The organism is Streptosporangium sp. NPDC000239, from assembly GCF_040300765.1.
In the GTDB taxonomy this organism is placed as follows: Bacteria; Actinomycetota; Actinomycetes; order Streptosporangiales; family Streptosporangiaceae; genus Streptosporangium.
In genome coordinates this window covers 906,962-933,257 of the sequence record NZ_JBEPEI010000001.1, presented here as the reverse complement: position 1 = coordinate 933,257, position 26,296 = coordinate 906,962, and the positions used below count along the sequence as shown (strand labels likewise).

23 protein-coding genes and 1 riboswitch are annotated in these 26,296 nt (G+C 70.7%); of the genes, 10 read left to right on the top strand and 13 right to left on the bottom strand.

What is annotated here, in order from left to right:
* Positions 1 to 21: 21 nt before the first annotated feature.
* Positions 22 to 1,170 (bottom strand): radical SAM protein, encoded by a 1,149-nt coding sequence (locus ABT340_RS04210; RefSeq protein WP_352009176.1) that lies wholly within the window; start codon positions 1,168 to 1,170, stop codon positions 22 to 24.
* 2 nt (positions 1,171 to 1,172) lie between these two features.
* A complete protein-coding gene (locus tag ABT340_RS04205) occupies positions 1,173 to 1,820 on the bottom strand; it encodes a Phenylacetic acid catabolic protein (protein ID WP_352009175.1) in 648 nt (215 codons plus the stop codon).
* A 969-nt stretch (positions 1,821 to 2,789) separates the two neighbouring features.
* On the opposite strand from ABT340_RS04205, the gene ABT340_RS04200 reads away from it, so the two are divergent.
* Positions 2,790 to 4,613, top strand: a complete 1,824-nt coding sequence (locus ABT340_RS04200; RefSeq protein WP_352009174.1) for an AMP-binding protein — start codon at positions 2,790 to 2,792, stop codon at positions 4,611 to 4,613.
* 44 nt (positions 4,614 to 4,657) lie between these two features.
* On the opposite strand, the gene metE is transcribed toward ABT340_RS04200, so the two are convergent.
* A complete protein-coding gene (gene metE, locus ABT340_RS04195) occupies positions 4,658 to 6,958 on the bottom strand; it encodes a 5-methyltetrahydropteroyltriglutamate--homocysteine S-methyltransferase (protein ID WP_352009173.1) in 2,301 nt (766 codons plus the stop codon).
* 129 nt (positions 6,959 to 7,087) lie between these two features.
* Positions 7,088 to 7,317: riboswitch (cobalamin riboswitch) on the bottom strand.
* A gap of 349 nt (positions 7,318 to 7,666) precedes the next feature.
* Between metE and ABT340_RS04190 the strand changes: the two genes are divergently transcribed.
* Complete coding sequence (locus tag ABT340_RS04190) at positions 7,667 to 8,095, top strand: hypothetical protein (RefSeq protein ID WP_352009172.1); 429 nt, start codon at positions 7,667 to 7,669, stop codon at positions 8,093 to 8,095.
* Positions 8,096 to 8,542: 447 nt separating this feature from the next.
* Complete coding sequence (locus tag ABT340_RS04185; protein ID WP_352009171.1) at positions 8,543 to 8,800, top strand: dsRBD fold-containing protein; 258 nt, start codon at positions 8,543 to 8,545, stop codon at positions 8,798 to 8,800.
* A 67-nt stretch (positions 8,801 to 8,867) separates the two neighbouring features.
* Here ABT340_RS04185 and ABT340_RS04180 read toward each other — a convergent pair whose 3' ends face one another.
* Entirely contained in the window at positions 8,868 to 9,302 is a 435-nt protein-coding gene (locus tag ABT340_RS04180) for a CBS domain-containing protein (RefSeq protein ID WP_352009170.1), read from the bottom strand.
* 146 nt (positions 9,303 to 9,448) lie between these two features.
* Between ABT340_RS04180 and ABT340_RS04175 the strand changes: the two genes are divergently transcribed.
* Together ABT340_RS04175 and ABT340_RS04170 are read left to right on the top strand one after the other, a co-directional pair.
* The gene (locus ABT340_RS04175; RefSeq protein WP_352009169.1) at positions 9,449 to 10,006 is read left to right on the top strand and encodes a hypothetical protein; all 558 of its coding nucleotides are present in this window, start codon (positions 9,449 to 9,451) and stop codon (positions 10,004 to 10,006) included.
* 584 nt (positions 10,007 to 10,590) lie between these two features.
* The gene (locus ABT340_RS04170; RefSeq protein WP_352009168.1) at positions 10,591 to 11,280 is read left to right on the top strand and encodes a sigma-70 family RNA polymerase sigma factor; all 690 of its coding nucleotides are present in this window, start codon (positions 10,591 to 10,593) and stop codon (positions 11,278 to 11,280) included.
* Between the two features lie 71 nt (positions 11,281 to 11,351).
* Here the strand turns inward: ABT340_RS04170 and ABT340_RS04165 are convergent, their stop codons facing one another.
* Positions 11,352 to 12,467 (bottom strand): serine hydrolase domain-containing protein, encoded by a 1,116-nt coding sequence (locus ABT340_RS04165; RefSeq protein WP_352009167.1) that lies wholly within the window; start codon positions 12,465 to 12,467, stop codon positions 11,352 to 11,354.
* A 195-nt stretch (positions 12,468 to 12,662) separates the two neighbouring features.
* Between ABT340_RS04165 and ABT340_RS04160 the strand changes: the two genes are divergently transcribed.
* Entirely contained in the window at positions 12,663 to 13,373 is a 711-nt protein-coding gene (locus tag ABT340_RS04160) for a GbsR/MarR family transcriptional regulator (RefSeq protein WP_352009166.1), read from the top strand.
* 133 nt (positions 13,374 to 13,506) lie between these two features.
* Here ABT340_RS04160 and ABT340_RS04155 read toward each other — a convergent pair whose 3' ends face one another.
* The 3 genes from ABT340_RS04155 to ABT340_RS04145 are packed head-to-tail and all read right to left on the bottom strand — an operon-like array spanning position 13,507 to position 16,129.
* Complete coding sequence (locus ABT340_RS04155; RefSeq protein ID WP_352009165.1) at positions 13,507 to 14,511, bottom strand: zinc-dependent alcohol dehydrogenase; 1,005 nt, start codon at positions 14,509 to 14,511, stop codon at positions 13,507 to 13,509.
* Positions 14,508 to 15,509: a Gfo/Idh/MocA family protein gene (locus tag ABT340_RS04150; protein ID WP_352009164.1), complete on the bottom strand. Its 1,002-nt coding sequence runs from the start codon at positions 15,507 to 15,509 to the stop codon at positions 14,508 to 14,510. The genes ABT340_RS04155 and ABT340_RS04150 overlap by 4 nt, the downstream gene beginning before the upstream one ends.
* Complete coding sequence (locus ABT340_RS04145) at positions 15,506 to 16,129, bottom strand: polysaccharide deacetylase family protein (protein ID WP_352009163.1); 624 nt, start codon at positions 16,127 to 16,129, stop codon at positions 15,506 to 15,508. Before ABT340_RS04145 ends, ABT340_RS04150 begins: the two co-directional genes overlap by 4 nt.
* Before the next feature lie 124 nt (positions 16,130 to 16,253).
* On the opposite strand from ABT340_RS04145, the gene ABT340_RS04140 reads away from it, so the two are divergent.
* Genes ABT340_RS04140 through ABT340_RS04125 form a run of 4 tightly spaced genes read left to right on the top strand, consistent with a single transcriptional unit; the run spans position 16,254 to position 20,343 of the window.
* Positions 16,254 to 17,012 (top strand): GntR family transcriptional regulator, encoded by a 759-nt coding sequence (locus ABT340_RS04140; RefSeq protein ID WP_352009162.1) that lies wholly within the window; start codon positions 16,254 to 16,256, stop codon positions 17,010 to 17,012.
* 10 nt (positions 17,013 to 17,022) lie between these two features.
* Positions 17,023 to 18,396, top strand: coding sequence for an ABC transporter substrate-binding protein (locus tag ABT340_RS04135; protein WP_352009161.1), 1,374 nt, complete (start codon positions 17,023 to 17,025; stop codon positions 18,394 to 18,396).
* Positions 18,393 to 19,307: a carbohydrate ABC transporter permease gene (locus ABT340_RS04130; protein WP_352009160.1), complete on the top strand. Its 915-nt coding sequence runs from the start codon at positions 18,393 to 18,395 to the stop codon at positions 19,305 to 19,307. The genes ABT340_RS04135 and ABT340_RS04130 overlap by 4 nt, the downstream gene beginning before the upstream one ends.
* A 4-nt stretch (positions 19,308 to 19,311) precedes the next feature.
* Positions 19,312 to 20,343 (top strand): carbohydrate ABC transporter permease, encoded by a 1,032-nt coding sequence (locus ABT340_RS04125; protein WP_352009159.1) that lies wholly within the window; start codon positions 19,312 to 19,314, stop codon positions 20,341 to 20,343.
* Between the two features lie 39 nt (positions 20,344 to 20,382).
* On the opposite strand, the gene ABT340_RS04120 is transcribed toward ABT340_RS04125, so the two are convergent.
* The 5 genes from ABT340_RS04120 to ABT340_RS04100 form a co-directional block, all read right to left on the bottom strand.
* A complete protein-coding gene (locus ABT340_RS04120; protein WP_352009158.1) occupies positions 20,383 to 21,162 on the bottom strand; it encodes a class I SAM-dependent DNA methyltransferase in 780 nt (259 codons plus the stop codon).
* Positions 21,163 to 21,328: 166 nt separating this feature from the next.
* Entirely contained in the window at positions 21,329 to 22,534 is a 1,206-nt protein-coding gene (locus tag ABT340_RS04115) for a cytochrome P450 (protein WP_352009157.1), read from the bottom strand.
* Positions 22,535 to 23,066: 532 nt separating this feature from the next.
* Positions 23,067 to 24,122 (bottom strand): FecCD family ABC transporter permease, encoded by a 1,056-nt coding sequence (locus tag ABT340_RS04110; protein WP_352009156.1) that lies wholly within the window; start codon positions 24,120 to 24,122, stop codon positions 23,067 to 23,069.
* Entirely contained in the window at positions 24,119 to 25,183 is a 1,065-nt protein-coding gene (locus ABT340_RS04105) for a FecCD family ABC transporter permease (protein ID WP_352009155.1), read from the bottom strand. The genes ABT340_RS04110 and ABT340_RS04105 overlap by 4 nt, the downstream gene beginning before the upstream one ends.
* Positions 25,184 to 25,293: 110 nt before the next feature.
* Positions 25,294 to 26,262, bottom strand: coding sequence for an ABC transporter substrate-binding protein (locus ABT340_RS04100; protein WP_352009154.1), 969 nt, complete (start codon positions 26,260 to 26,262; stop codon positions 25,294 to 25,296).
* Between the last annotated feature and the right edge of the window lie 34 nt (positions 26,263 to 26,296).

Genomic DNA, 26,296 nt, shown 5'->3' with positions numbered 1-26,296 from the left:
TTCTGTCTCACTGGGCCTGTCTCACTCGGCGGATGCGGATGCGGTACGGCGCGCGAAGTTCGGCGAGTGACGCTGCGACCAGTACCACTGCCGCCAGTAGGCCTCGGCCAGGCCGGTCCACGTCTCCAGCCGCTCGGGGCTGTCCAGGAACCGGTTGAGGCTGACGACCAGCCAGGTGTAGACGGCCTGGCTGTCGCGGCAGCCGCCGCAGTCTCCCGAGGTGCAGCAGAACTGCAGCGTCTTGTAGTCGGCGCCGTAGACCGCGAACCCGTCGATGACCGGGTGGCCGTTGCCGACCCGCGCGGCGTGCTCGGGCAGTTCGACGCTGATGCTCGGGCAGACGTCGTAGCCGAACCGGCCTCCCCAGTGGGTGCGCCCGGTGATGAGGGTCTCGATGAAGTAGGGGTGGGAGACCACGGTCTCCGGGAACAGCTCCTTGACCCGCAGCGCCTCGGCCAGGGTTCTCTTCTCGTTCTCGATGCGCAGCGGATGGTCCGTGCCGTGCGCGCTGTAGAAGTTGAAGGTGACCTGGTTGCCGTTGTCGGCGATGGCCCGCACGGTCGGTTCGACATGGCGCAGGCCGTCCTCCGACAGCGCGAAGACGAACGTCACACGCGGGTCGTCCCGGTAGTGCCCGAGCGCCTTGTCGAAGAGGCCGGTGAACGTCGAGCCGTTGGGCCGGTGCGCGCGCAGGTCGTCGTCGAGCGGGCCGCCGCCGAAGAGGCTGATCGCGACGGCGACGTTCTCGAAGCCCTCCCTCGGCAGCGGGCGCAGCCCGTTGGTGGAGATGGTGATGTACGGCAGCAGCTCGACGAACGGCTGGACCCGGTTCAGCACCAGGGTCGGCTCGCCACCGATCAGCGTGGCCTGGGTCACCCCCGAGGCGTCGAGCCGTTCGACGAACGCCCTGATCAGGCCGATGTCGGAGGTCTCGGGCACGGCGGCGTCGAAACCGCCCTCGAAGTACCAGCACCCCTTGCAGCGGATGTTGCAGGTGGTGGTCAGGTGGACCTCGCAGGCGCGGACCCGGCGTCCCATCTCACGGATGGCCTGGACACGTTCGGCGAGGTCCGGCCGGTCGGCGAGCAGTTCGCGCAGCCGTACCTTGGCGGCGCGCCGTTCCGGCTCCGGAGGGTTGTAGGGAGCGAGGGTGAGCGGAACCGTGGCCATGGTCAGCCCGCCTGGGTCGTCGGTACGCGCAACCCGAGGTTGATCGCGCGGGCCGAGACGGTCTTGATCCACTGGTCGCGGGCCTCGGCGTTCGTGGTCTGGCGCAGGCCGTACCTGATGGCCAGTTCGGCGCGTTTGGAGTTGGGGTTGCCGAAGACGCCGATGAAGGTGGGCCACAGCCGGTCGAGCGCGGCCTGCAGCTGCTGCCTGCCCTCCTCGGTGGTGGCGAGGTTCCTGCACACCCGGGCGCCGTGGGCGATGTGCACCTTCTCGTCGAGGATGATGGTGCGCACCGCCTCCGCCCACGGTTTGTAGCTGCTCTCGGCGAACTCGCGGATCATCAGCAGCGCCGCCTCCTCGCCGATGTAGGAGAACACGCCCCGCTCGGCCCAGGTGGTGCAGGTGTGCAGTCCCTGGTCGGCGAACAGGTTGCGCTCGTCGAGCGACTGCTGCTCCATGTAGGTGGTGTCGACGCCGATCTCGGCGAGGATCCGCTTTCCGATCTTGTAGTGGTCGTACTCCTCGACCGCGCGCTCGGCGCAGACCTGGCGTTCCTCGGCGTTCGGCGCCAGCGGGAGGAAGACCATGGTGTAGTCGTCGCCGCCGGACAGCTCACCCTCTGTGTTGATCATGACCTGGCTGATCAGCATCTTCTGATAGTCGCCCGGCGCACGATGGAATTCTTCGGGTGTTCGCACCACAAGCAATTCGTCGTCCAGAACCGCGACTTTCCGGGTCACCGTCACCCTCCAATGCCGAAACAGGCCTGATGCTTTCTCCAGAAAAAGTACGCGAGCGGTAATTCTTACGACACAGGAAACCGAACCGACCAGCCGGCGTCCTCGCGGTCAACGGCCATAAAATTCCCTTACAGGCCTTTAGTCGGAGGAATGCTAACACACGGTCAAGACCGATACCAGGGAGCGCCCAAAACCGTCGTACGGTGCTTGATCCGTCACGGAATACCGAATCCATCAGGCCACTCTGGTAACACACGTTTCACAGGTAACACAAAAAGCCGGGGATTCCGGGACCCCTGGTTTCGGGCGGCTTTTTATTCCGATATTCGGCTCCGCCTTTTCCGGTCCGCCCCGGGACCGGAATTCCCGCCCCGCGGCCCCGGACCCGGCGGGCGTCGGGTACGACGGGGTGTCAGGCGCGCGGCGGGCGCGCGATCGGGTTCGCCGGAACGGAGGAGGCCGGCGCAGGCGGGATAAGGACCCGCCGTGATCTCCGGCGAGAAGGGGTCGAAATCGCCGCCGAGCGGTGCCGTGGCCATTACCCCGCCCCAGGGTCGAAATGGTCCTCGTGTCGGCCCGTACCCCTGCTCCCCGGATTTCACCGGCCCGGCGTACCCCATGCGGAAAGAAAGAAACGAAAACCCGAATCAGCACCGCGGGAACTGTTCCATCGTTGACAGCGGGCCGTTTCGGGCGCATTCTCCGAGGGCGGTGTGACACCGCCGCGAAGAACCACCGCACATGATCCCGGTTATCCGCGGATCATCGCGACGTCACTTCTGACCGTCCGTGGGGCGACGGATGAATATCACCGCGGGAGAGAAAAGGGGACCGGCGCGGCGGCAGAACGGTCCGTGAATTGAACGGAGGCGTTCTTCGGTGGCCACGACCGATCTTGAGGCGCGGGTGACCTCCATCTGCGCCGAGGCCCTCAACCGTTCCCGTCTCGGTCCCGACGACGACCTCATGGAAGCCGGGATGGACTCACTGGCCGCCGTGGAGATCGTGACGCGCCTCGAACTGTCCTTCGGCGCGAACGTCGTCGACGTCGTCTTCGAGACGCCCACGGTCAGCCACCTGTGCGCCGCCGTACGACGTGCCCTGCGGGAGGGGTCCCGGAGCGTCGCCCTGCCCGGACCCGCCCCGCCGGCCGTGACCGGGCCGTCCCTCCCCGCGGCGACGACCCTGCTCGGCCTCGTCACCTCGGCCGCCGCCAGGTACGGCGAGCGCCCCTACCTGCTGCCCGTCGAGCCGGAGAGCCGCGTCTTCTCCTTCGCGGACGTCCTGACCTTCACCAGGGGATGCGCGACCCTGTTCGAGGAACGCGGCGTCCCCGCCGGGGCGCGGGTGGCGACGGTCATGCACAACTCGTCGCTGGCGGCGCTGCTTTTCCTCGGCGTCGTCGCCTCAGGGCGGGTGCTGGTGCCGCTGAACCCGAAGGCGGGCGCCGCCGAACTCGAAACGCTCCTGACGCACTGCGGGCCCGCGCTCGTCCTCGGCCGCGAGGCCACGGCCGTGAAGCTGCGGCGACGCCCGGAGTGGATCGGCACCGACGACGAGGAGTCCCTGCTGACCGGCCTGCTCGCGCGGGGTGAGGCGTACGGCAGGCGGCCGATCCTCTCCGGCGGCGACGGCGCGGCCGACGCCGAGATCGTCTACACCTCCGGTTCCACCGGCACCCCGAAGGGGGTCGTCCTGTCGCACCGGAGCCTGCTGTCGGGCTCCCGGTCCCTGGCCGGATGGGCGCGGGCGGGCCAGGACGACGTCTTCCTCAACGTGGGCCCGCTCTTCCACGCCGGCGGGCAGGTCTTCCCGACGCTGACCCCGCTGTGGTGCGGCGGCCGTACCGTGTGCGTGCGCCCGGAGGCGGCGCTGGCGCGGTTCTGGACCTACGTCGACCGCTACGAGCCAACGTGGACGCTTGTGGTCAACGCCTACCTCGCCCACCTGGTCGAACGGCCGGAACGACCGGTCGCAGGCCGGTTGAAGGGGGTCCTCGCCGGAGGCTCCCCTCTCGCCGTCGAGCTGATCCACCGCTTCGAGGCCACCTTCGGCCTGCCCGTCCACCAGGTGTACGGCATGACCGAGACGGCCTCGATCGCCACGGTCGAACCACGCGGGAGAAAGAGCGGCGACCCCAGGAGCGCCGGGCTGCCCCTGGACTGCTCCCGGGTCCGCGTGGCCGGCCGGGACGGGCGGGACGTCGCGACCGGTGAGAGCGGCGAGGTGCTGCTGAGCGGGGACAACGTGTTCACCCGTTACCAGGACGCCCCCGGCCTCACCGGGGAGCGGATCGACGACGGCTGGATACGCACCGGCGACCTGGGACGCCTCGACGAACGCGGGGAGCTGTCGATCGTCGACCGCCTCGACGACATGGTCGTCGTCAACGGCGAGAACCTCTACCCCGCCGAGGTCGAGAACGTCGTCTCGCACCTCGAAGGCGTCGAGGACGCCGTCCTGGTGGCGCTGCCGCACCCGGTGACGGGGGCCGAGCCGGTGCTCGTCTACACGCTGCTGCCCGGTGCCGTCGCCCGCGTCGACGGCTGGCGCGCGACGCTGCTGAGGTTCGTCAGCACCTTCAAGGTGCCGCGCAGGTTCGTCCCCGTCGAGGACCTGGGCCTGGACGGCTTCCCGAGAACCCTGCTGGGCAAGATCGTGCGGTCTGAGGTGCGGCGGCTCGCGGCCGAACGCCTGTCGTGACCGGGAGCCTCCGGGCCCGGCGCGCGCCGGGCCCGGAGGAGGGGTCAGCCGGCCTCCGCCCTGACCACCCGGGCCGCGGCGACCATGTTGTCCAGGGAGACACGGACCTCGCCCCAGCCACGGGTCTTCAGGCCGCAGTCGGGGTTGACCCACAGCCGCCCGGCCGGGACGCCGCCGAGTCCCTCGCGCAGCAGGGAGGCGACCTCCTCGACGTCCGGCACCCTCGGGGAGTGGATGTCGTAGACGCCCGGCCCCACCTCGCGGGGATACCCGGCCCCGGCCAGCTCGCCGGCGACCCGCATGTGGGAACGGGCGGCCTCCAGGCTGATCACGTCGGCGTCGAGGTCGTCGATGGCGGACAGGATCTCACCGAACTCGGCGTAGCACATGTGGGTGTGGATCTGGGTGTCGGCCCGCACCCCGCTCGTGGCCAGGCGGAAGGCCTCCGTCGCCCAGGCCAGGTAGGCGGGCCGGTCGGCCGCGCGCAGCGGCAGTGTCTCCCGCAGCGCGGGCTCGTCCACCTGGATGACGGCGATGCCCGAGGCCTCCAGGTCGGCGACCTCGTCGCGCAGGGCGAGGGCGACCTGGCGGGCGGTCTCGGCCTGCGGCTGGTCGTCGCGGACGAAGGACCAGGCGAGCATGGTGACCGGGCCGGTCAGCATGCCCTTGACCGGTCGCCCCGTCTGGGACTGGGCGTAGGTCGTCCAGCGCAGCGTCATCGGCCTGGGGCGGGAGACGTCCCCGGCCAGGATCGGCGGGCGCACGTAGCGGGTGCCGTACGACTGCACCCAGCCGTGCTGGGTGGCCAGGTAGCCGTTGAGCCGCTCGGCGAAGTACTGGACCATGTCGTTGCGTTCCGGCTCTCCGTGCACCAGGACGTCGATGCCCGCCCGCTCCTGGAAGACCAGGACCGAGCGGATCTCCGAGGCGATCAGCTCGTCGTAGGCGTCCTGGTCGATCCGCCCGGCGCGCAGGTCGGCGCGGGCCGCCCGCAGCCGCCCGGTCTGCGGGAAGGAGCCGATGGTGGTCGTGGGCAGCTCCGGCAGGCCGAGGCGGGCGCGCTGGGCCGCCGCCCGCTCACCGTACGGCTGGGGCCTGCGGGTGTCGGCGGGGGTGACCGCGGCGGCGCGGGCCCTGACCCCGGGGTCGTGGGTGAGCGTGGAGGCCTCGCGTGAGGCCAGGTCGGCCCGGTTGGCGGCCAGCCGTCCGGCGATGGCCCCGGTTCCCTCGCTGAGCCCGGTGGCCAGGGTGACGACCTCGGCGACCTTCTGCCTGGCGAAGGCGAGCCAGCGGCCGACCCGCGGGTCGAGGCCGTGTTCGAGCCCGAGGTCGACGGGGACGTGCAGCAGCGAGCAGGAGGGCGCGACGTCCACCCGGCCGGCCAGGCCGAGCAGGGTGGCCAGGGTCGCCAGCGACCCGCCCAGGTCGTTGATCCACACGTTGCGGCCGTCCACGACACCGGCGATCAGGCGCTTGCCGGGCAGACCGCCCGCGCGGGCCAGGTCCTCCAGGTTGGCCGCGGCCGGGCCGGTGAAGTCCAGTCCCAGGCCCTCGATCGGCGCCCTGGCCAGGACCGGCAGCGCGTCTGCGAGCCGGTCGAAGTAACCGGCGACGAGGATCTTCGGCCGGTCGGTCAGGGTGCCGAGCTCACGGTAGGCGTGGGCGGCGGCGTCGAGCACCGCCCGGTCGCGGTCCTGCGCCAGCGCGGGCTCGTCGAGCTGCACCCACTCGGCACCGGCCGCGCGCAGGGCGGCGAGCACCTCGGCGTAGACGGGCAGCAGCCGGTCGAGCAGGCCGATGGGTTCGAAGGCCGGGTCCGCGCCGGGGGCGGGCTTGGCCAGCAGCAGGTAGGTGACGGGGCCGACGAGCACGGGGCGCGCGGTGTGCCCGAGCGCGACGGCCTCGCGCAGTTCGCCGACCTGTTTTGCCGGGTCCGCGGCGAAGACGGTGTCAGGTCCCAGCTCCGGCACCAGGTAGTGGTAGTTGGTGTCGAACCACTTGGTCATCTCCAGCGGGGCGACCTCCTGGGTGCCCCGGGCCATGGCGAAGTATCCCGCCAGGGGGCCTTCCGTCTCCACGACGGCTCGGTGACGCGGGGGGACGGCGCCGACCATGACGGTGGTGTCGAGGACGTGGTCGTACAGCGAGAAGTCGCCGGTCGGCACCTCCCGCACCCCCGCCTCCGTCAGGTGCCGCCAGTTGCCTGCGCGCAGCCCGGCCGCGACGTCCAGCAGGTCACGCTCGGTCACCTGGCCCGCCCAGTGGCCCTCGATCGCCTTCTTCAGCTCACGGTCCGGCCCCTGACGGGGGTAGCCGTACACGGTGGGGGAGGAAGTCTCGGTCACGGAACTCTCCTTCGCGAGTCACGAAAGGACTCCGGTGCCCCGAGGGGAGAGACGAAGGAGAGGCGGGCGCACCAGGCCCGTCCCATGCCGCCGACCCACCCGCGAGGTCACCGAGGTCACCGCGTGCGTGGTCGCACGCGGGCAGTGGCAGGTCTTCGGACTCGCGGGCACGTCCGGGCCGTTGTCTCGCCCTGACACCTAGTGGCCGTCGCTTCCCGGACCCGATCTGCCGGATCCAGTGCGTTTGACGGCGGTCGTTCCCACTCACCGCTGCGGGGCAGTCCCGGAGTCACACCGGGTTCCCTCTTACGACGCGTCTGCCTGGCGGGCAGGGCGAACCGACTGCGTCCCCAACCCTACGCGCATCCGATGGCGGAGCGACAACCATATTCGGGCCCGCCGGCGGGTTCGCGGGATCGTTCTCCCATCGCCCCGGGCCGCCTGAAACCGTACGGGGGAATTCGCGGGTCGCGGGAAAATCTCCGTCCCCCGCTTTGGCAACTCAACAACCGTGACCTAAGACCCCATTTCCTACAATTTCCGAAAGAAAAGGGCAGGCTATATTAGACCCGGCAAACCCCCCAGCCATCGGAGTTAACCATGTATCGGACTAAAGGGTCACATCTCCATCAAGGGCGTATACCAAGCGCCCTAACCGATGTCAAGTCGCGAGTCGCCGCCATTCTCCACCGGCGTTTCCCGGTCATCATGCGAGGGACGCTCGGCCTGGTGTTCCTGTGGTTCGGCGTGCTGAAGGTGGCGAACGTCAGCCCGGTCGGCGCCCTGGTCGCCGACACCCTGTCCTTCGTGCCGCTGCCCGCGTCGTTCGTGGTGCCCGCCCTGGGCGTGTTCGAGGTCGCGGTGGCCCTGGCGCTGTTCACTGGCCGGTGGCTGCGCCCGTTCCTGCCCGTGCTCCTGCTCCACCTCCTCGGCACGTTCCTGGTCCTGGTGCTCCACCCGGGTGTCGCGTTCAAGGACGGAAACCCGCTCATGCTCACAATGGAGGGCGAGTTCGTCGTCAAGAACGTCGTCCTGATCGCCGGGACATTGGTCGTCGCCGCGACCCTCCCCCGGCGCGAGGGGCACGAGGAACAGCGGGAGGAGTCCCGCCTGCCGGTTTCCACCACCTCGCGTTAGAGAACTCACGACGGGCCCGTCGCGGGCCCGTGGAGAACGAATGCCGGGAAACGGGAAACGGGATCGCCCCGTTTCCCGTTTTCCCAAGGGCACGACGCCCCGCCCAGGACCTGTTTTGTGGATCTTCGCCGTGGCGAGGATCGTCCAGGTGGATGCCCCGCGAGGCGGAGGAGGAGCTCATAACGGAGTTATGGGCGACAGATTCTCCCCGGGCCCCGCGGCAAACGCGGAGCGTTTTCGTGGGGTGGGGCGACAACGCGGCGGGGCGCCGCCTGGGCGACCGCGGCAGGCGGAAAGATCCGCAAAACGGGTCCTAGGGGAGCCCGTCCCCCAAGGGCGGGACCTTCGTCCCTGATGGTCACGCCGTACGGCTCCGACAATGGAGGTGACGGCTTCGCGCCCGGAGAGCGGGCGCCGCCACCGTCACGAAGAACGGGGGTTCAGATCATGCGATCCAAGCAGTGGGACGTCCGGGTCTCCATCACCGAGGACGGCGACGAGACCTTCGCCAGGGCGGTCCTGCCCATCGCGGGTGCCGGGGAACTGGCGGGGATCGGCCGGGCACGCCGCAACCCGTCCGACGATCCGGTGGCCGAGATCGGCGACGAGCTCGCCGCCGCCAGGGCGCTGGCCGACCTGTCCGGCAGGCTGATGAGCGTCACCTCGGCGGACATCGCCCAGCTGACCGGCCCTACCTCGTGGTGAGGGGGCCCCGCGCACGGACCGGCCCGCCCGCCGTCGCCCTCACGGACTCCGGCGGACGGGCCCCGGTTCACCGCCGGCCGTAGACCTGGTGGACGAACTCGGCGAGCTTGTCGTCGGGCAGGCCCTTGGCCAGGTCGGCCTCACTGATCATGCCGACGATGCGGTGGTTCTCGATCACGGGCAGACGCTTGATCCGGTGCCGTTCCATCATGGTCAGCGCCTCGTCGACGCTGCCTTCGACGTCGATCCAGATCAGCCCCTGGGCGAGCTCACTCGCCGTCGTCTCGTCGAGGTTCCCGCCCTCTGCGCAGCACTTGATCACGATGTCACGGTCGGTGATGATCCCCTTGAGCCGGTCGTCGTCCCCGCAGACCGGCAGCGCGCCCACATCCAGGTCGCGCATCATCCGCGCGGCCGTACGCAGACTGTCGTGTTCACCGACGCACCGCGCGTCCGGGTGCATCAGGTCCCGGACCGTCCTGCCTGTCTCCGTTCTCGTCATCGTCACCCCTCCTGACGGTAGGTTTGTGGGCCTCTATAGCCCTATGCCCGATAAATTCGGATTCAGTGGGGCGATTCTGGAGAGAAAGGCTGTGATCCACGATCACGGCCTTCTCGGCGGGCCACCCGGATGTCAGGATGTCGGGTGTGACCCTCGCGGCGTCGGCGCTTCGCGTGCCACGTGCCATCGTCTTCGCGACGCTGTGCACCGTGGTCTCCGCGGGCGGCCACGCCCTGGCCGGAGGCGGTCTCGTCCCGCCGTTCCTCGGGATTCTCGGCGTCGTCGTCTCCTTCTGCGTCGCCTACCCGCTCGGCGGTCGTGAACGCGGCCCCGAGGTGGTGCTCACGGCCACCGGTGGCGTGCAGCTCCTGCTGCACGAGCTGTTCAGCCGGGCCGCGCACGGGCCGCACACCACGATCCTCGGCGACCACGGCCATCCCACCTCCGGCATGACCGCGGTCCACCTGGCCGTCGCGCTGGGCACCGGCTGGTGGCTGTACCGCGGTGAGAGCGCGGTGTGGCTGATGATCCGCCTGTACGGCCGCCGCCTGCCGGTGATCCGGCTGCTCCTCACCGTCCCCACCGAGGTGGTCGCCCCCGTCCGGCGGCCGGTGACCACCCATGAGGCCACGCCGTACGGCGGGCGGGACGTCCTTCCCGCGCTACGGCGCCGCGGCCCACCCCTGCCCGCCCCCACCGGCTGAGCCCCCACGGCCCCGGGCCTTCCCCCCTGTCACGACCGGAGTCCTCCCCCGACCGGAGGTTCTCCCGCCCTCTCATGACCGGCGCGCTCCCCGCTCCTTCGCGATCGGGTGTCCTCGCCGGCCCTTCGTGATCGGGCGCTTCCCCGGGCCCTCCGGGACCGGACGTCCTTCGGGGCCGGACGCGTTCCCCGGGCCCTCCGTGGCCAGGTGCCCCCCGGCTCCGTGACCGGGTGGCCCCGCTTCCCTCACCGAAGCCGCGGGGAGCCAGGGGGAGCCGGGGGGGGAGCCGACACCGCCGCCGAGCCCGTCCACGGCCCGGCCCACTCGTCACAGCCGGGTGCACGGCGCCCCGCGCGTCGTGCCCGGGCGTGTCCCCGCTCCCCGTGGCCGGGCGTGGCCGCGTCCGGGGTGCTCCCTGTCGCGCCTGGACGTGTCCGGGCACTTCACCGTGCCCGGACACGTCCGCCCCCGCCTCCGGCATGCCCTTTCACCCGGCCGGATCCCCCTAAGCCGTCGATCGGCCCGCCCGGCGAGCACGCCCTGACGCCCGCGGCTCCGTCTCGACCAGCGTCGAAGGAACCCCCATGCCTCCTGCCGTACCAGCCGTCTCCTCGATCTCAGCGGACCTCCCCGCCTCCCCCGCCTCTGTCGGCTTATCCGAACCCTCCGCCGCCTCCTGCCCTTCTGTCGTCTCCGGTTCCCCCGGGCTCTCCGGGCTCTCCGGGCTCTCCGACGAGCAGGTGACGGCGCTCGCGCTGGCCGCGCGTGCGGGGGCGCCCGACACCGTCGAGGCCTTCGCCCGCGCCGTCTACCCGGACGTACTGCGCTTCGTCGCCCACCTGGCCGGAACCCACGCGGCGGAGGACCTGACGCAGGAGACCTTCGTACGGGCCCTGCTCGCCCTGCCCCGTTTCGCGGGCCGCTCCTCCGCCCGGACCTGGCTGCTGTCCATCGCCCGGCGGGTCGTCATCGACCGCTTCCGGTCCGCGGCCCGCCGTCCGCTCCTCGCCGACCTCACGGACTGGCAGTCGGCGGCCGAACGCCGTCAGCCCCTCGGGCTTCCCGGACGCGAGGACGGAGTCGCCCTGGCCGACCTGCTGTCCAGGGTCCCGCGTGAACGCCGCGAGGCCTTCGTGCTGACCCAGCTGGTCGGGGTGCCGTACGGCGAGGCCGCCGAACTGATCGGCTGCCCGGTCGGCACCGTACGCTCCCGCGTTGCCCGCGCCAGATCCCAGCTGATCGCCTCCCTGACCGCCGCCGACCGGGCCGCCTGACCCCCGCCCCGAACGATCGTCATGCCCTGACCTGCGCGAGAAGGCCAGATCCCCGGATGACGGCGGCGGGCTCACCGGGACCCGACCGGGCAGAACTCGGCCGACAGGACGTCGGCGAAGACGTTCAGCCCGCTCCAGTCGCCGTTGATCTCGGTGGCCAGCATGTGCCTGCCGTCTCGCCGCCCCATGGCGTACGTCCACGATCCGTAGGTGGCACCGGCGTTACCCCAGACCCACGTGCCGCACGACAGTCTCTGGGTGAAGACGCCGAGTCCGTAACGGGTGCCGGGGATCCAGGCGGGCCCGCCCTTGGTCTCGACGGTGGTGAACATCTCCTTCTGCTGGGCGGCGGGCAGTAATCGGCCGCCCAGCAGCGCGCCGAAGAACCGGTTGAGGTCACCGACCGTCGAGACCATCCCGCCGGCCGACCAGGCGGCGGACTGGTTCATGTCGCCGGCGTCGTAGATCGCCGGGTTGGGTTCCTGGGAGAACAGGGTGGAGTAGTGCACGGGGTGCGGACCTCGGATCCTCGCCTCCGTTCCGGGAAGGTATGTCCCGGTCAGGCGCAACGGCCGGATGATCCGCCGGGTCACCTCGTCACCGAAGGTCCTGCCTGTCGCCTTCTCCACGATCATGGCGGCCAGGATGTAGTTGGTGTTGGAGTAGGCGAAGCCCCCGCCGGGGGCGAAGTACGGTGGGTTGCGCAACGCGATCCCCACCAGTTCCTCCGGCGTGACGACGTCGTAGCGGTGCTCGAACCACGCGGCGCCCCGCCCCTTGGCGAAGAATTCGGGGTCGTTGCCGTAGTTGAAGATTCCGCTGGTGTGGTTGAGCAATTGCCGGACGGTGATCCTTCCGCCGTCGTATCCGTTGCCCCGCACCAGTCCGGGCAGCCAGTGCTGAATACGGTCGTCCAGGCTCAGCCTGCCCTCTCCGGCCAGTTGCAGTACCACGGCGGCGGTGAACGCCTTGGTGGCGCTGCCGATTCTGAAACGCTCGTTCGGGCGGCGCCCGCGAGCCGTTTCGGTGTTTGAGAACCCCGCCGAACCGAACCACCGTTTGTTCCCCTCGCGTACCTCGGCGGCGATGCCGGGTGCCCCGTTTTCGGATACGGCCCGATCGAGGGCGGGCTGTACCTGGGCAGGGCCCGCCACGAGCGCGGCGGCGAGAAGGAGGGATGCGATCACATCGAACTCCGATACACGAGACAGCGCGTGTTTTACAGACACAAAAGCTAGTTTGCATTCAGGGCGCCGTCAATAAAATCCGAGACATTCACCCGGCGTTTTGCAATGACAATGAAGGTGAATGCAAAATCCCTACTTGCAATGAGCTGCCAGCGAATGCAATATTTGTTTTCAACGGGAGGAGGCGCAGCGCCGATGCCAGGCGGCAGACTGACATACGAGGAACGCCGGGAAATCGCCAGGGGACTGGCCGAAGGGCTCACCTACACCGAGATCGCCAAATGCCTCGGACGCCCGATCTCCACCGTCACCCGCGAGGTCATCCGCAACGGCGGGGCCGGCGGTTACCAGGCCGACCGGGCCCACCACGCGACCGGGATCCGGGCCCACCGCAACAGGTCCGCCGAGTCCCAGCCGGCGCCGGCGGTCAGAGACGGGCAGGGACGGAATCCGGAGACGATCAGGCAACTGGAAGACGACTTCAGCACCATGCTGGTGGACACCGGACTGCCCCGCATGACCGCTCGGGTGCTCGCCTGCCTCTACACCACCGACAGCGGCAGCCTCACCGCCGCCGAACTCGTCCAGCGGCTCCAGGTCAGCCCGGCCTCCGTCTCGAAGGCCGTCACCCAACTTGAGCAGCAGCGGTTGATCCGGCGCGAACGCGATTCCCGGCGGCGTCGTGACCGCTACGTCATCGACGGCGACATCTGGCACCGGTCGTGGCTGGCCAGCGCCCGCAGGAACGCCCGACTCGCCGAGGTCGCCGACGGCGGTGCCGAGGTCCTCGGTCCGGCCACCCCCGCCGGTGCCCGGCTGAAAACCATGGGCGCGATCCTCAACCGGCTCAGCGACGACATGATCCGCGCGGCCGAGCGCCTACGCGGCGCCGGCGGCGATCAGTGAGCTCCGACCGCCGGCACCCGCCTCCTCCCCACCGCCGCCCGAGGCGTCGACGGACCCGGTCGCGGCCGGGCCGAACCGGGTTCACGCCCGGCCGAAGGAAGGGACTCACCGCCGGCCGGTCACCGTTCCTCCTTCATGCCGTCCAGTCGAAGCAGAGCGCTCCGGCCGGTGCTCCGCCGTCTCGCAGGCGCGCGTAGACGGACTCCGCGTCCACGGGGGACACCCGTTCGGAGATCATTTCGGCGGTTCTGAACGTTCCCGAGGCGAGACGGCGGAAGTACAGCTCGGTCACCGCGTCACGGTTGAGCGGGCCCGCCGACGGGTCGTCGGAGACGAGGTCGGCGTGCGCCCCGAGGATGGTCAGCGAGTTGCTGACCACGCCGGGACCGAGCGTCTGCCGGGACGGTGTGGGCGTGTCACCGAGCAGGACGACACGACCCAGCGTGCGGGCCAGCCGTACCGCCTGGGAGAGCACGGCGGGGTTGCCGGTGACGTCGAAGACCACGTCGGCGAACCGGCCGCCGGTCAGGTCGGCGACGGCGGAGAGGGCGTCGGCCGCGGTGCCCGCGAGCAGGTCACTCGCCCCGCTCGCCCGCGCCAGGTCGAGCCGCCTGGCGTCGGTGTCGACGGCGACGACGCGGCAGGCTCCGTGCGCGACCGCGTACTGCACGACCAGCTGGCCCACCGGGCCGAGCCCCAGCACCACGACGGTCTCGCCCATGGTGATCGCGGCTCTGGCGGCGCCCGCCGCCGCGGTCACGACGAGGGGGATCCACACCGCCTCCTCGTCCGTCACGCCGCCGGGCAGCGGCCGGGCCTCGCGCTCGGTGAGGGTGACCAGCTCCTGGTGGGGCGCGTAGCTCTGCACGCGGTCGCCGGGCCGCAACGTCGTGACGCCCTCGCCGACCGCCTCCACGACCCCGGCCATGCTGTAGCCGGGCCGGAACGGGTGACGCACCCACTCCTCCCAGTTGGTGCCCGGGTCGAACTCCCCGTGCAGGCAGGCCAGCTCGGTGCCGGGACTGATCAGCGACAGCGTGGTACGGCACAGCACCTCGCCGGGGCCCGGAGGGTCGACGTCCTCATGCGCCACCCGCACCTCGCCCGGACCCGGGAACTCCACGAACAACGACCTCATCGGTCCCTCCCAAGATGTACGGTCCGCCCGTGGGCGGCGCTCTGGTACGCCGCTTCGATGATCCGCATCGAGGTGACGCCGTGCGACGCACCGGGGGTGGGGACGGCCCCGGCCAGAGTGTCCAGGAACGCACGCATCTGGGCGTCGTATCTACGCTGGAGCGCCGCTTCGGTGAGCTCGCCGGGAAACGCCTCCGCGCTCGGCTGCCCGGCCCGTACCAGCGTGCCGGGGAAGGTCTGCGCGTACGCCTCGGTGCCGGACACGCGCACGCTCCCCGTCGGCCCCGGCGTGTGCGGATGCCACCAGCCCGACTCCACGCCGGAGGTGACCCCGTTGTCCCAGACGATCGTGAGGATCGCGGTGTCGTCGACCGGCAGGTCGCGGTAGTGCGTCCCGCAGTGCGCGCTCACGCTGACGGGCTGGGGGTCGCCGAGGATGTGGCGGGTGACGTCGATGGCGTGGACGCCGAGGTCCATGAGCGCGCCGCCGCCCGCCAGCGCCGGGTCGGTGAACCAGCCCTCGGGGCCGAACCCGGCGTGGACGGCGTAGGCGGTGGTGTGGACGGGCCTGCCGAGTGTCCCGTCGCGCACCAGGTCGCGCAGCCAGCCGACCTGCTCGTCGAAACGCAGGCAGTGGGCGAGCATCACCCGGGCACGCGGGCCTTCCGCGGCGGCGATGGCCAGGGATTCGGCGACGCTCAGCGCCATCGGCTTCTCCAGCAGCACCGAGACCCCGGCCCGCAGCGCCTTGACCGCCTGCTCGGCGTGCAGGGAGTTGGGCGTGGCCACGATGAGGCCGTCCACGTCGCCGTCCGCCAGGAGACGGTCGAGGTCGAGGTAGCGGCGGGCGATGCCGTACCGCTGTGACAGGGCGTCGAGGGACTCCGGCCGGTGGTTGACCGCGGCGACCAGCACGGCGCCGGCGCCGGCGGCGGCGCGTGCGTGGTAGTCGGCGATGTAGCCGGTCCCGGCGATGGCCAGGCGCGGTGGGCGGTTCATGCGAGTTCGTCCATGCGAACGAGGCGGGCACCGGCGGCGCGCAGACCGTCGATGACCAGCGGCAGGGCACGGCCGGTTGCCTTGGTCCACGGATGGAGCAGCACCACGGCGCCGTCGCCGTGCGCGACGGCCTCCTCCACGACCAGGCGGGCGACGCCCGGCCCGGTGGCCTTGCCGCGCCAGTCGAACGGGTCCACGTGCCAGCTCGTCTCCCGGTAGCCGAGCCGGTCCAGCGCGGACCGGATCGCCGGGTCATCGCTGCCGTCGCCGAACGGGCAGCGGAACCAGGGGCTCGGGTCGTGGCCGGTGGCGCGGCGGATGGCGCGTTCGGCGAGCCGTACGTCCTGGTCGAAGGCCTTGGGCGACAGCCAGCTCATCGGCGCGTGGTGGTGGGAGTGGTTGCCGATCAGGTGACCGTGGGCGGCCAGGTCCCTGGCCAGCGCGGGGTTCGCCTGGGCCCAGCGCCCCTGGATGAACATGGTCCCCACGGCCTCGCGCTCGGTGAGCGTCTCGAGCACGTGCCGGGTGCCGTCCGGGTGGGCGGGATGGTCGCCGTGCTCGACGTCGAAGGTCAGCGCCACTCGCCAGGGCGCCGGTTGGGTTCGGGGTGACTCCGTCACGCCTTCTACCTGCCTCTGATTCGGGGGGTGCCGCCTTGACAGAGGTAGCGGCCGTGATCAGTATTGCTGACAACATTATAAGCAATCAACCGCTCGGCAGATTTCGGAAGGAAGCGAACTCCCGATGGCCCGCTATCGGCTCGAAGCCGGTCCGATCCCCCTCCACCACCAGGTCTACCTGGACCTGAGCGCCGCGCTCGACGAGGGGGAATGGCAGGCGGGAGACCGTCTGCCGCCGGAGAGAGAGCTGGCCCGCCGCTACGGATGCAGCCTCATCCCGGTACGGCGGGCCCTGGCCGAGCTGGCCCGCGAGGGCCGTCTGGAGCGCACCCGCGGGCGCGGCACGTTCGTCCAGCACTCCCGGCTCGAAGTCGATCTGGGCACCAGCCAGAGCTTCGCCGACCTGATGAACATGCACGGCCTGGACCCGGACACCAGACTGGTCGCCTCCGGGATCGAGATGCCGGGAGAGATGGTCGCCGCCGCGCTGGCCCTGGCGCCCGGCGCGCAGGTCGTCTATCTCGAACGTCTGCGCATCGCCAACGGCGAGCCGTTGATCCTGGAGCAGGTCTACCTACCGGCCGGCCGCTTCGCCGGGCTGCTCGACCACGATCTTGAGCGCAACTCCCTCTACAGCCTGCTCGGCGCGCACTACGGCGCCAGGATCGTGCGCGCCCGCGAGGTCATCGAGCCGGTACGGCTGCGCGCCCACGAGGCCCGGCTGCTCGACCAGCCCGTGGAACGCCCCGCCATGCTCGTCGAGGGGGTCGCCTTCGGCCCCGGCGACGAGCCCATCGAGTTCACCCGCAGTTACGTGAGAGGTGACAGAGCCCGCCTCTCTTTTGAGCTCTCCATCACCCGCCCCCCGGACCCCCCAGCCTAGGGAGAGACACATGAATCGGTTATGGCACACCCTGGCCGCGATCTTATTGGCCACGACGCTGGCCGCCTGTGGAGCAGACGCCCCTCCCGGCGGTGACGACGCGGCTGTCGAGCTGCGCTGGTACTGCTGCCTCGGCACCGGTGAACAGGCCGAACAGGTCAAGGCGCAGCAGAAGGTGATCGAGAGGTTCAACGCCTCCCAGCGCCGGATCAAGGTCAAGCTGGAGGTCGTCACCTACGACTCCGCCCGCGACACGCTCGCCACCCAGATCGCCTCGGGCAACGTGCCCGACCTCGCCGGTCCCGTGGGGGTCGGCGGTGCGGCCGCCTTCCACGGCCAGTGGCTCGACCTGGCCCCGCTCATCAAGTCCAGCGGCTTCGACCTCAGCCCCTACGCCAAGGGCAGCGCCGACCTCTACCGGATCGGCTCCGTTCAGGAGGGCGTCCCGTTCGCGATCTACCCCTCGACCCTGTACTACAAGGCCGACATGTTCGAGGAGGCCGGCCTGGCCGAGCCGCCGCACAAGTACGGCGAGAAGTACACCTGGCCCGACGGCCGCCAGAGCGAGTGGAACTACGACACGCTCAGGGAGCTGGCCCTCAAGCTCACCGTCGACAAGAACGGCAAGGACGCGACCCAGGAGGGCTTCGACCCCGGCCAGATCGTGCAGTACGGCTTCGAACCGGCCCGTGACGACCTGCGCTACCAGGGCGCCGCCTTCGCCGCCGGATCACTGGACACGGGCGACGGCAAGACCGTGAAGATCCCCGACGCCTGGGCCGACTCCTGGCGCTTCTTCTACGACGGCATGTGGAAGGACCGGTTCATCATGACCGGTCCCGTCTTCCAGACCGAGCAGTTCAACGGGGACGGCGCCGCCTTCTTCTCCGGGCACGTCGCGATGAGCGTCAACTTCCTGTGGTCCACCTACGGCGTGGCAGGCGCGGGCGACGACTGGGACCTGGCGGCGATGCCCTCCTACAAGGGCAGGACCACCTCACCCACCAGCGCGGACACCTTCCGGATCCTGGCCGGCAGCAAGCACCCCGCCGAGGCCTTCGAGTTCCTGAGCTACCTGGTCGGCCCGGCCTCCCAGGAACTGCTCTCCGCGTACGGCGCGATGCCCGCCCGCACCGCCGACCAGGACGCCTTCTTCGCCAAGCTGGCCGGGCAGTTCCCCAACAAGGTCGACTGGCAGGTCGCCAAGGACAGCGTGGCCTTCGCCGACAACCCCCACTCGGAGTCGTACACGCCCAAGTACAACCAGACGCTCACCATCCTCGGCACCTACAGGAGCCGCTGGATGACCCAGGGCGGGCTCGACATGAACGCCCAGCTCAAGGCGATGCGCGAGGAGATCCAGGACGTGTGGAACCGCTCATGAGGAGCGAGACCACATCCTGGGTGGCCCGCAGGGAGGCCCGGCACGGGCTCCTGTTCGTCCTTCCGTGGATCATCGGGTTCCTCGCGTTCACGGCGGTCCCGATGGCGGCCACGTTCGTCTTCACCTTCCTCAACATCTCGCTGACCGAGCGGGAGCCGCTCATGTTCGTCGGCCTGGCGAACTACCAGCGGCTCTTCGCCGACCGGCAGGCGTGGGCCTCGCTGTGGGTGACCGCCCGCTTCGCCCTGCTCTGGCTGCCGCTGGTCGTCGTCCTGCCGTTCCTGCTCGCGGTCGCGGTCAACAGCAGGTACGTGCGCGGCACCGGGCTGTTGCGGGTGCTGTTGTTCATGCCGTACGTCGTGCCGTTCGTGGCCAGCGCGCTGATCTGGCAGAACATGCTGGTCGACGACGGATGGATCAACACCGCGCTGCGCGTGCTCGGCGTCGGAGACGCGCCGAGCTGGCTGAGCGACCCCAGCTGGGTGATCCCCGGGCTCGTCATGATCGGCCTGTGGGGGCTCGGCTCGGGCATCATCATCAACCTGGCGGGGCTGCGCGGCATCCCCACCGAGTTGTACGACGCCGCCCGGCTCGACGGTGCCGGATGGTGGCGCCAGCTGTGGCACGTGACGGTCCCGATGATGTCGCCGGTGATCTTCTACACGATGATCCTCGCGGTCGTCGAGGTCATGCAGTACTTCCTCATCCCGCTGGTGCTCTTCGACGGCAGCGGCGACCCCGGCGGTGCGACCCGCTTCTTCAACCTCTACCTGTACCAGACCTTCTTCACCTATCAGGAGATGTCCTACGGATCGACGCTGGCGTGGCTGCTGTTCGTCATCACCCTTGTCGTGACCCTGGTGCTGTTCCGGCTGTCCAGGCACTGGGTCCACTACACGAGTGAGAGGTGACCCGGTGACCCCGTACGCGGCCCGCCGCATCCGGACGGCGCTGATGACGATCGTGATGTTCGGCATCGTCGTGGCGTTCCTGTCGCCCCTCGCCCAGATGGCGCTGTCGTCGCTGAAGAGCGAGCGGCAGATCAGCCAGGCGCACGCGCCGCTGCTGCCGTCCGACCCGCGCACCTTCACCCATGAGGGCCGGCAGTACGACGTGTACCGGGTGCCGCTCGACGGCGCGGTCCGCGAACTGGCCCTGGTGAAGAAGGGGCGCGCCGAGAGCGAGTTCCTCGACCCGGCGGCTCCCGAGAAGGGAACCGTCGTCTGGCGCGGCTCCTGGCGCACCCTCGAACCCAGCTGGGTGCTGGCACCGCAGTGGTCGAACTACGCCGCGGTCTGGCGACTGATCGACTTCCCCCGGCTGCTGCTCAACACCATCACGCTGGCGGTGATCAGCACGATCGGGACCGTTCTGTCGTGCACGCTGGTCGCCTACGGCTTCGCCCGGTTCCGTTTCCCCGGCCGCGGGCCGCTGTTCACCCTGCTCATCGCCACGATCTTCCTGCCAACCGCGGTGACGCTGATCCCGACGTACACCATCTTCGTGCAGATCGGCTGGGTCGGCACCTGGCTGCCGCTGCTCGTGCCGACCTTCTTCGCCAACGCCTACAGCGTCTTCCTGCTGAGGCAGTACTTCCTGACCATCCCGCGTGAGATGGACGAGGCGGCCTCGATCGACGGTGCCGGACCGCTGCGCACGCTGCGTTCGGTGATCGTGCCGCAGGCGTGGCCGGCGATCACCGCCGTCATCCTGTTCAACTTCGTCTACACCTGGAACGACTACTTCACCCCGCTCGTCTACCTTTCCGGCCGGCCCGAGCTCCAGCCGCTGCAGGTGGGCCTGGCCGCCTTCAACGGCCTGTACTCGACGAAACCCGCCTACATCCAGGCCGGCGCCATGATGACGATCGCCGTCCCGGTGATCCTCTTCATCTGTTTCCAGCGCACGTTCGTGCGCGGCATCATGAGCACCGGGGTGGACAAGTGACCGTGGTGGCCGAGGGCCGGGGAACCGGGTCTGCGGGGTTCAGGCCGGGCGGCGGGCCACGTACAGGATCCGGTCGTGACTCTCCTCGTCGGCCGGTTCCCGCGCCGAGGTCTCCACCAGTCCTCGGGTGGCGACGACGCGCAGCCCGGCCCGTTCGGCCGCCCGGCGTACCGTCCGGTCGGAGTGGTGCCGCTGCACGTGCCGCATCGAGACCCGCCGCCAGGTCGTCCCCGACCGCTCGAACAGGTCGAACCGGGTGACCACCACCGTGTCGGCCTCGATGGGCGGGGACTCCGCGAACCACGCCACGTACCGGTCCCCCCGGTCGACGACCGTGGGGGCGCCGAACACGCGCCGGTAGTACCCGATGGTGTTCATGTCGAAGACCAGCACCCCGCCCTCGGTGAGCTGGTCGCGCGCGGCCGCCATCGCCTGGCACAGCCTGTCCTCGGAGGTCAGGTAGGTCATCGGCACGTCCACGCAGGTGACCGCGTCGAAGCCGGTCAGTCCTGGCGGGGGTTGCTGCAGCCGTCCCACCAGGAACCGGATTCCCTCGGCTCCGGGGCGGCGCCGGGCCGCGGCCACCATCGCCGGTGACAGGTCGTAGCCGGTCACCTCGAACCCCCGTTCGCGGAAGGCCACGCTGCTGCGGCCTGTCCCGCAGCCCGCGTCCAGCAGCCGCCGCCCGCCCGGGCGGTACCGGCCCACCATCTCGACGTAGCGCGCCACCAGCCCGGTGGTGTCCGTCCCCGCGTTCAGCTCGTCGTAGCGGGGCGCGATGCCCTCGTACGCCGCCAGCGTCTCGTCCTCATGCGTCACGCGCGCCTCCGGTGAGCCGGCCGGGGGCCGCGCCGGACCGTCGGGCCCGGCGCGGCCGGTGGGGGACCTACCAAACGCGCCACGCCTGCCGGTTGACCCGGCGGCCGGTGACCCGGCGCATCAGCTTCCTCATGGACTCACCTCCTCTTCTGGTGACCGTCGGCGGTCAGGGCCCGGTGGGGGTACGGCGCAGCCGGAATCCGGGAGGGGTGATGATGCCCGCGACGTGGGGACGTCCCCGGCCGCCGCGCACCTCAAGGCGGGCGCCGTCGGTCACGGCGGAGAGCAGGTCGACGGCCAGGGTCTGGGCGACGGAGGCCCCGGCGCAGGCGAACGGGCCGCCGCCGAAGGGCAGGTAGGGTCCGTGGGGGCCGGAGCCGTCCCAGCGGCCGGGCCGGAACCGGGTGGCCTGCGGCCAGTACCGGTCGTCGCGGTGCAGCAGGTAGGAACAGACCGACACGCTCTCCCCCGGTTCCAGGGGCACACCGCCGACCCGGTGAGCGCGGCGCACCGGGCGGCCCAGCAGCCACGCCACGGGCCACAGCCGCAGCGACTCCCGTACGGCCGACTCCGCGGGCACCTCCGCCAGGTCGACGCCCTCGGTCGCGGCCGCCAGCAGCGCCCAGGCGACGACGTGGCCGACCGGTGCCACCGAGGTCCGGAACAGCAGCAGGTAGACCTGGGCGACCTGGGTGGCGGGCGTGCCGGGCGGGGTGGCTCCGAGTACGGCGTCCAGCAGGTCGCCGGGCGGCTCCGGCCGCCGTTCCGTCCGGGCCCGCCTGGCGCGCGCCTCGTCGGCGACCGCCCGCACCACGCGCGCCCACAGTGCCCGCTGCGCCGTACGTGCCAGCGGGCCGCCGAAGCGGATCAGGACGCCGCGCCGTACCACCCGCGTCATCAGTTCCCGCAGCGCCGCCGGGCTGTCCGGGCGCAGCAGCGCCTCGTCCAGGAACCGGTACGCGGCGACGCGTCCGGCCGAGGGCCACTCGCTGTCCTCCCCCAGTTCCGCCACGACGGCGGGCAGCCGTTCGCGGCCGGCGGTCAGGTGGGCGCGCAGTGTCGCACGTGCCGCCCGCCCGATCGCGACCTGCGTCGCCCGTGGCCCCAACCGGCCGCCGCGGACGTGGAAGAAGTCGGACACCTCGTCGTAGTCGCCCTCGGGGTCGTGCAGAATGCGCCGGGCCTCGACCGGGTCGGCCACGCACAGCGACCCGTCGTCGGGAAGCCGGAACATCGGGCCCCGTTCGCGGGCCGCCCACTCGACGAACCCCAGCGGGTCCCGGCGGTACCACCGCGCCGCTCCGCCGGGCGGGCCCGGCGGCGGCCGTCTCCCGTCCCGGGCGGACTGATCCGGTTCGCCGACCGTCGTCATTCCCACCTGCCCACGCCGTCCGTGATCTCGGATGTCCACGCGCGGGTGGTGCCGTCCGCGCCCCGCCGGGAGAGCCGCGTCGCCTGCCATCCCACCGGGTCTACCGAACACGGCAAAGATGGAAAGACAACACCAAACCAGGAACAGTCGCAGTTTATACCCATAGATCACCCATATTGGTTATTGAGTGAAAAATGAGAAATATCGATACTTGACGGAATGTCATGGCGGACATATCCCAGGAAAAGGTCACCCGATTCGGGCCGGAGAAAGACCCGGCGAGCCCAGGCCACGGGGCCCTTCCAGGGGTTTTCCGGCGACCGCCCGTCCCGGTCCGGCGCCGAATGAGCGAGTGATTCGGGGATACGAAGCCGCGGATCGGACGCGTTTCCCGTCCGCCCCCGGGAAACGCCGGGAAACCCCGGGAAACCGGCCGTACGGGTGACTCCGGCGAGGGGCTGCCGGGCTTACCTGTACGGCCCGCGCTTCGGACCCCCAGCCCTGGCGCGGGCCGTACAGGAGACCCGGGCGGTCAGCGTTTGCGCCAGCCGGAGACGAGGACCCAGACCAGGTAGACACCGCCGAGGGAGCCGGTCATCACCCCGACGGGAAGCTGGGTCGGGGCCAGCAGGCGCTGGGCGGCCATGTCACCGGCGACCAGCAGCAGCGCGCCCATGAGGCCCGACAGGACCAGGACGGGGGCGGCGGACCTGGCGAGTCTTCGGGCCAGCTGGGGGGCGGCGAGCGCGACGAACGGGATGGGCCCCGAGGCGACCGTCGCCACGGCGGTGAGGGCGACCCCGAGCAGCATGAGCCAGAGCCGGGAGCTCTCCACCCGCACGCCCAGGGCGGTCGCCAGTTCGTCGCCGAGTTCCATCAACTTCAGCCGCCTGCCGAAGGCCAGCGTGACGGGGACGAGGACCAGGAGCGTGCCGACCAGCAGGTTCACATGACCCCAGCCGCGCCCGTTGAGGTTGCCGGTCATCCAGGTCGCCGCGACGTGGGCGTCGGCGAACTCGGCGCGGGCGATCAGGTAGATGTTGGTCGCCACCAGCCCCCCGTTGACGGCGATGCCGACCAGGATCAGCCGGTAGCCCTGTACCCCGTCCCTGAAGGCGAGGAGATACACGACGAGGGAGGTCAGCAGGCCCCCGGCCAGGGCGCCGCCCGCGACGGCGACCATCCCCCCGCCGAGCACGATGATCTGGATGAGCGCGCCGGTCGCGGCGCCCGTGGTGAAACCGACGATGTCGGGGCTGCCCAGCGGGTTGCGGGTGAGGCTCTGGAAGACCGCGCCCGCCAGGCCGAGGGCCGCGCCGACGAGCAGCCCGGTCAGCACGCGCGGCAGCCTGAGCGTCTCGACGACGAACATGTGGGCGCGCTGGCCGTTGCCCGCGAGGGCGCGCAGCACGTCCCCGGGGGCGATCGGGTACTGCCCGGTCCCGATGGCCAGGACGGTCAGCGTGGTCACGGCCGCCGCGAGCACGGCCCCGGTCAGCACGACCCGGAGGCCGACGCGGAAGGAGGCGCGACGCCCGGGGAGGGTGACCGTGAACCCGGGGCGCTTCGTGGTGTTGAGCGCGTTCACAGCTGGGCGATCCTCCTGCGGCGGACGAGGGCGAGAAAGACCGGCATGCCGACGAAGGCGGTGACCACCCCGGCCTCCAGCTCCGCGGGCCACAGCACCAGACGGCCCACGATGTCGGACACCAGCAGCAGCACGGGGCCGAGCAGCACCGAGTACAGCAGCACCCAGCGGTTGTCCTGACCGACCGCCAGCCGGGCGGCCTGCGCCACGACCAGGCCGACGAACCCGATGGGCCCGACGGCCGCGGTCGCCGCGCCGCACAGCAGGGTGACGGCGATGACACCGAGCACCCGGGTACGGCCCGGCCGTACTCCCAGGGCGCGTCCCGCGTCGTCGCCGAGCGCGAGCGCGTTCAGGGAGTTGCCCAGCGACATCGCCACGACCAGGCCGACGACCATGAAGGGGACCGTCCTGGTCACGACCGTCATGTCGTGGCCGCTGAGGGCTCCGGTCCCCCAGTAGCGGTACTGCTTGAAGGCCTCGGGGTCGGTCAGCGCGATCGCCTGGGTCGCCGAGGCCAGGGCGGCGCTGACCGCCGTCCCGGCCAGGGCGAGCCGTACGGGGGTGGCGCCGGAGCGCCCGCTTGAGCCGATGAGGTAGACGACGACCGCGGCGGCGGCCGAGCCCGCGAAGGAGAACCAGACGAGGCCCCCCAGGTCCTGCAGCCCGAACAGGCCGATGGCCGCCGCGATGGCGATGACCGCGCCCGCCTCGACGCCCAGGATGCCGGGGTCGGCCAGCGGGTTGCGGGTCAGCGCCTGCATGAGCGCGCCCGCCAGGGCCAGGCAGGCGCCCACCCCGATCCCGAGCAGGGTCCTGGGGACGCGCAGGTCGTGGATGACGTGGGCCGCGTCCGAGTTGTCCGGGTGCAGCAGGAGCCTGACGACGTCTCCGGCCGGGATGGCCTTCGAGCCGATGGCCAGGCTCGCGAGCACCGCCAGGACCAGCAGCAGGAAGGCCAGCAGCGCGCCCGCGGAGCGCAGCGCCGTACCGCGCGCCCGGCCTCCCTTCGGCCTGACCGGCGGGGGCGCCAGGAGTCCGACGCCCTCCCCGGCGGTCATGACGGCGCCTTCGCGGACGCGGTGCGGGTCACCGATGGTAAGGGGAGGTCCACTCGGTCCTCTTCCTCCTTGTGAACGCTCCGGTGAACGTCCTTGTGAACTGACGATCCCTAGGCGAGCTTGGCGAGGATGGCTTCGAGCTGGCCGACGATCTCCAGGACGCCCTTGTAGCTGTACTGGTAGCCGTACTTGATCGGGTAGACGTGCCCCTCCTTCGCGGCGGGCAGCAGCTTCCACGATCCCTGGTCGAGCAGCTTCTGCGTCGCGGGGTCGACGCCGCCGTCGGGCTGCGCGCCGTACAGCAGGACGGAGGTGTCCTTGAAGCGGGAGATCTGCTCGTAGGAGAGCCGGACGCCGCGGTTGGCGCGCTCGTCGGTCGCGACCTTGGAGAACTTCAGGCCGGTCTCCTCCATGAACAGGCCGGGCCAGGAGACCGGGGAGTTGGCGACGAAGCCCTCGGGGCCGCCCTCGACGTAGTCCCAGGTGGTCTTCTCCAGGACGGCGGAGTACTTGGACTTGATCTCGGCGATCTTCGCCTCGTACTCGGCGATCTTCCCGGCCATCGCGTCCTTCTTACCCAGCGCGTCGGCGATCTCGGGCAGGGCCTTGCGGACGTCGGCCGGGTTCTCCGTCACGAAGAAGGCGGTCGGCGCGATGGCGCTGAGCTTGTCGTAGCCGAAGTCCTCCTCCCTGCGCTGGGTGCTGACGATGAGGTCGGGCTGGAGCTGGGCGAGCTGCTCGTAGTTGATCGACGTCTCGTCGGTCCCGATGACGGGGATGGTCTTGACCTTCGCCCAGTCCTCGGGCGAGTAGTCGCTCTCGGCCTCCTGGAGGACCGCGATGGGGGTGATGCCCAGTTCGAGGACGGCCGCGGTGGTGTTGAGCAGGGAGACGACTCTCTTGGGCTCGGTGGGGACCTGGACGGCGCCGTGGACGGTCTGGACGGTCCTGGTGGCGGCGGGTGCCCCTGAGGGGTCGCTCGCCGAGCCCGGGGAGGGGGCCGAGGAGGGACCGCACGCGGTGGTCAGGGCGACCAGCCCGGCGGTGAGGAGGCCGAGAACGGCCCTGGTGAGATGCATCCCGCGTCTCCTGGATCACTATTGTTAGGTAAGG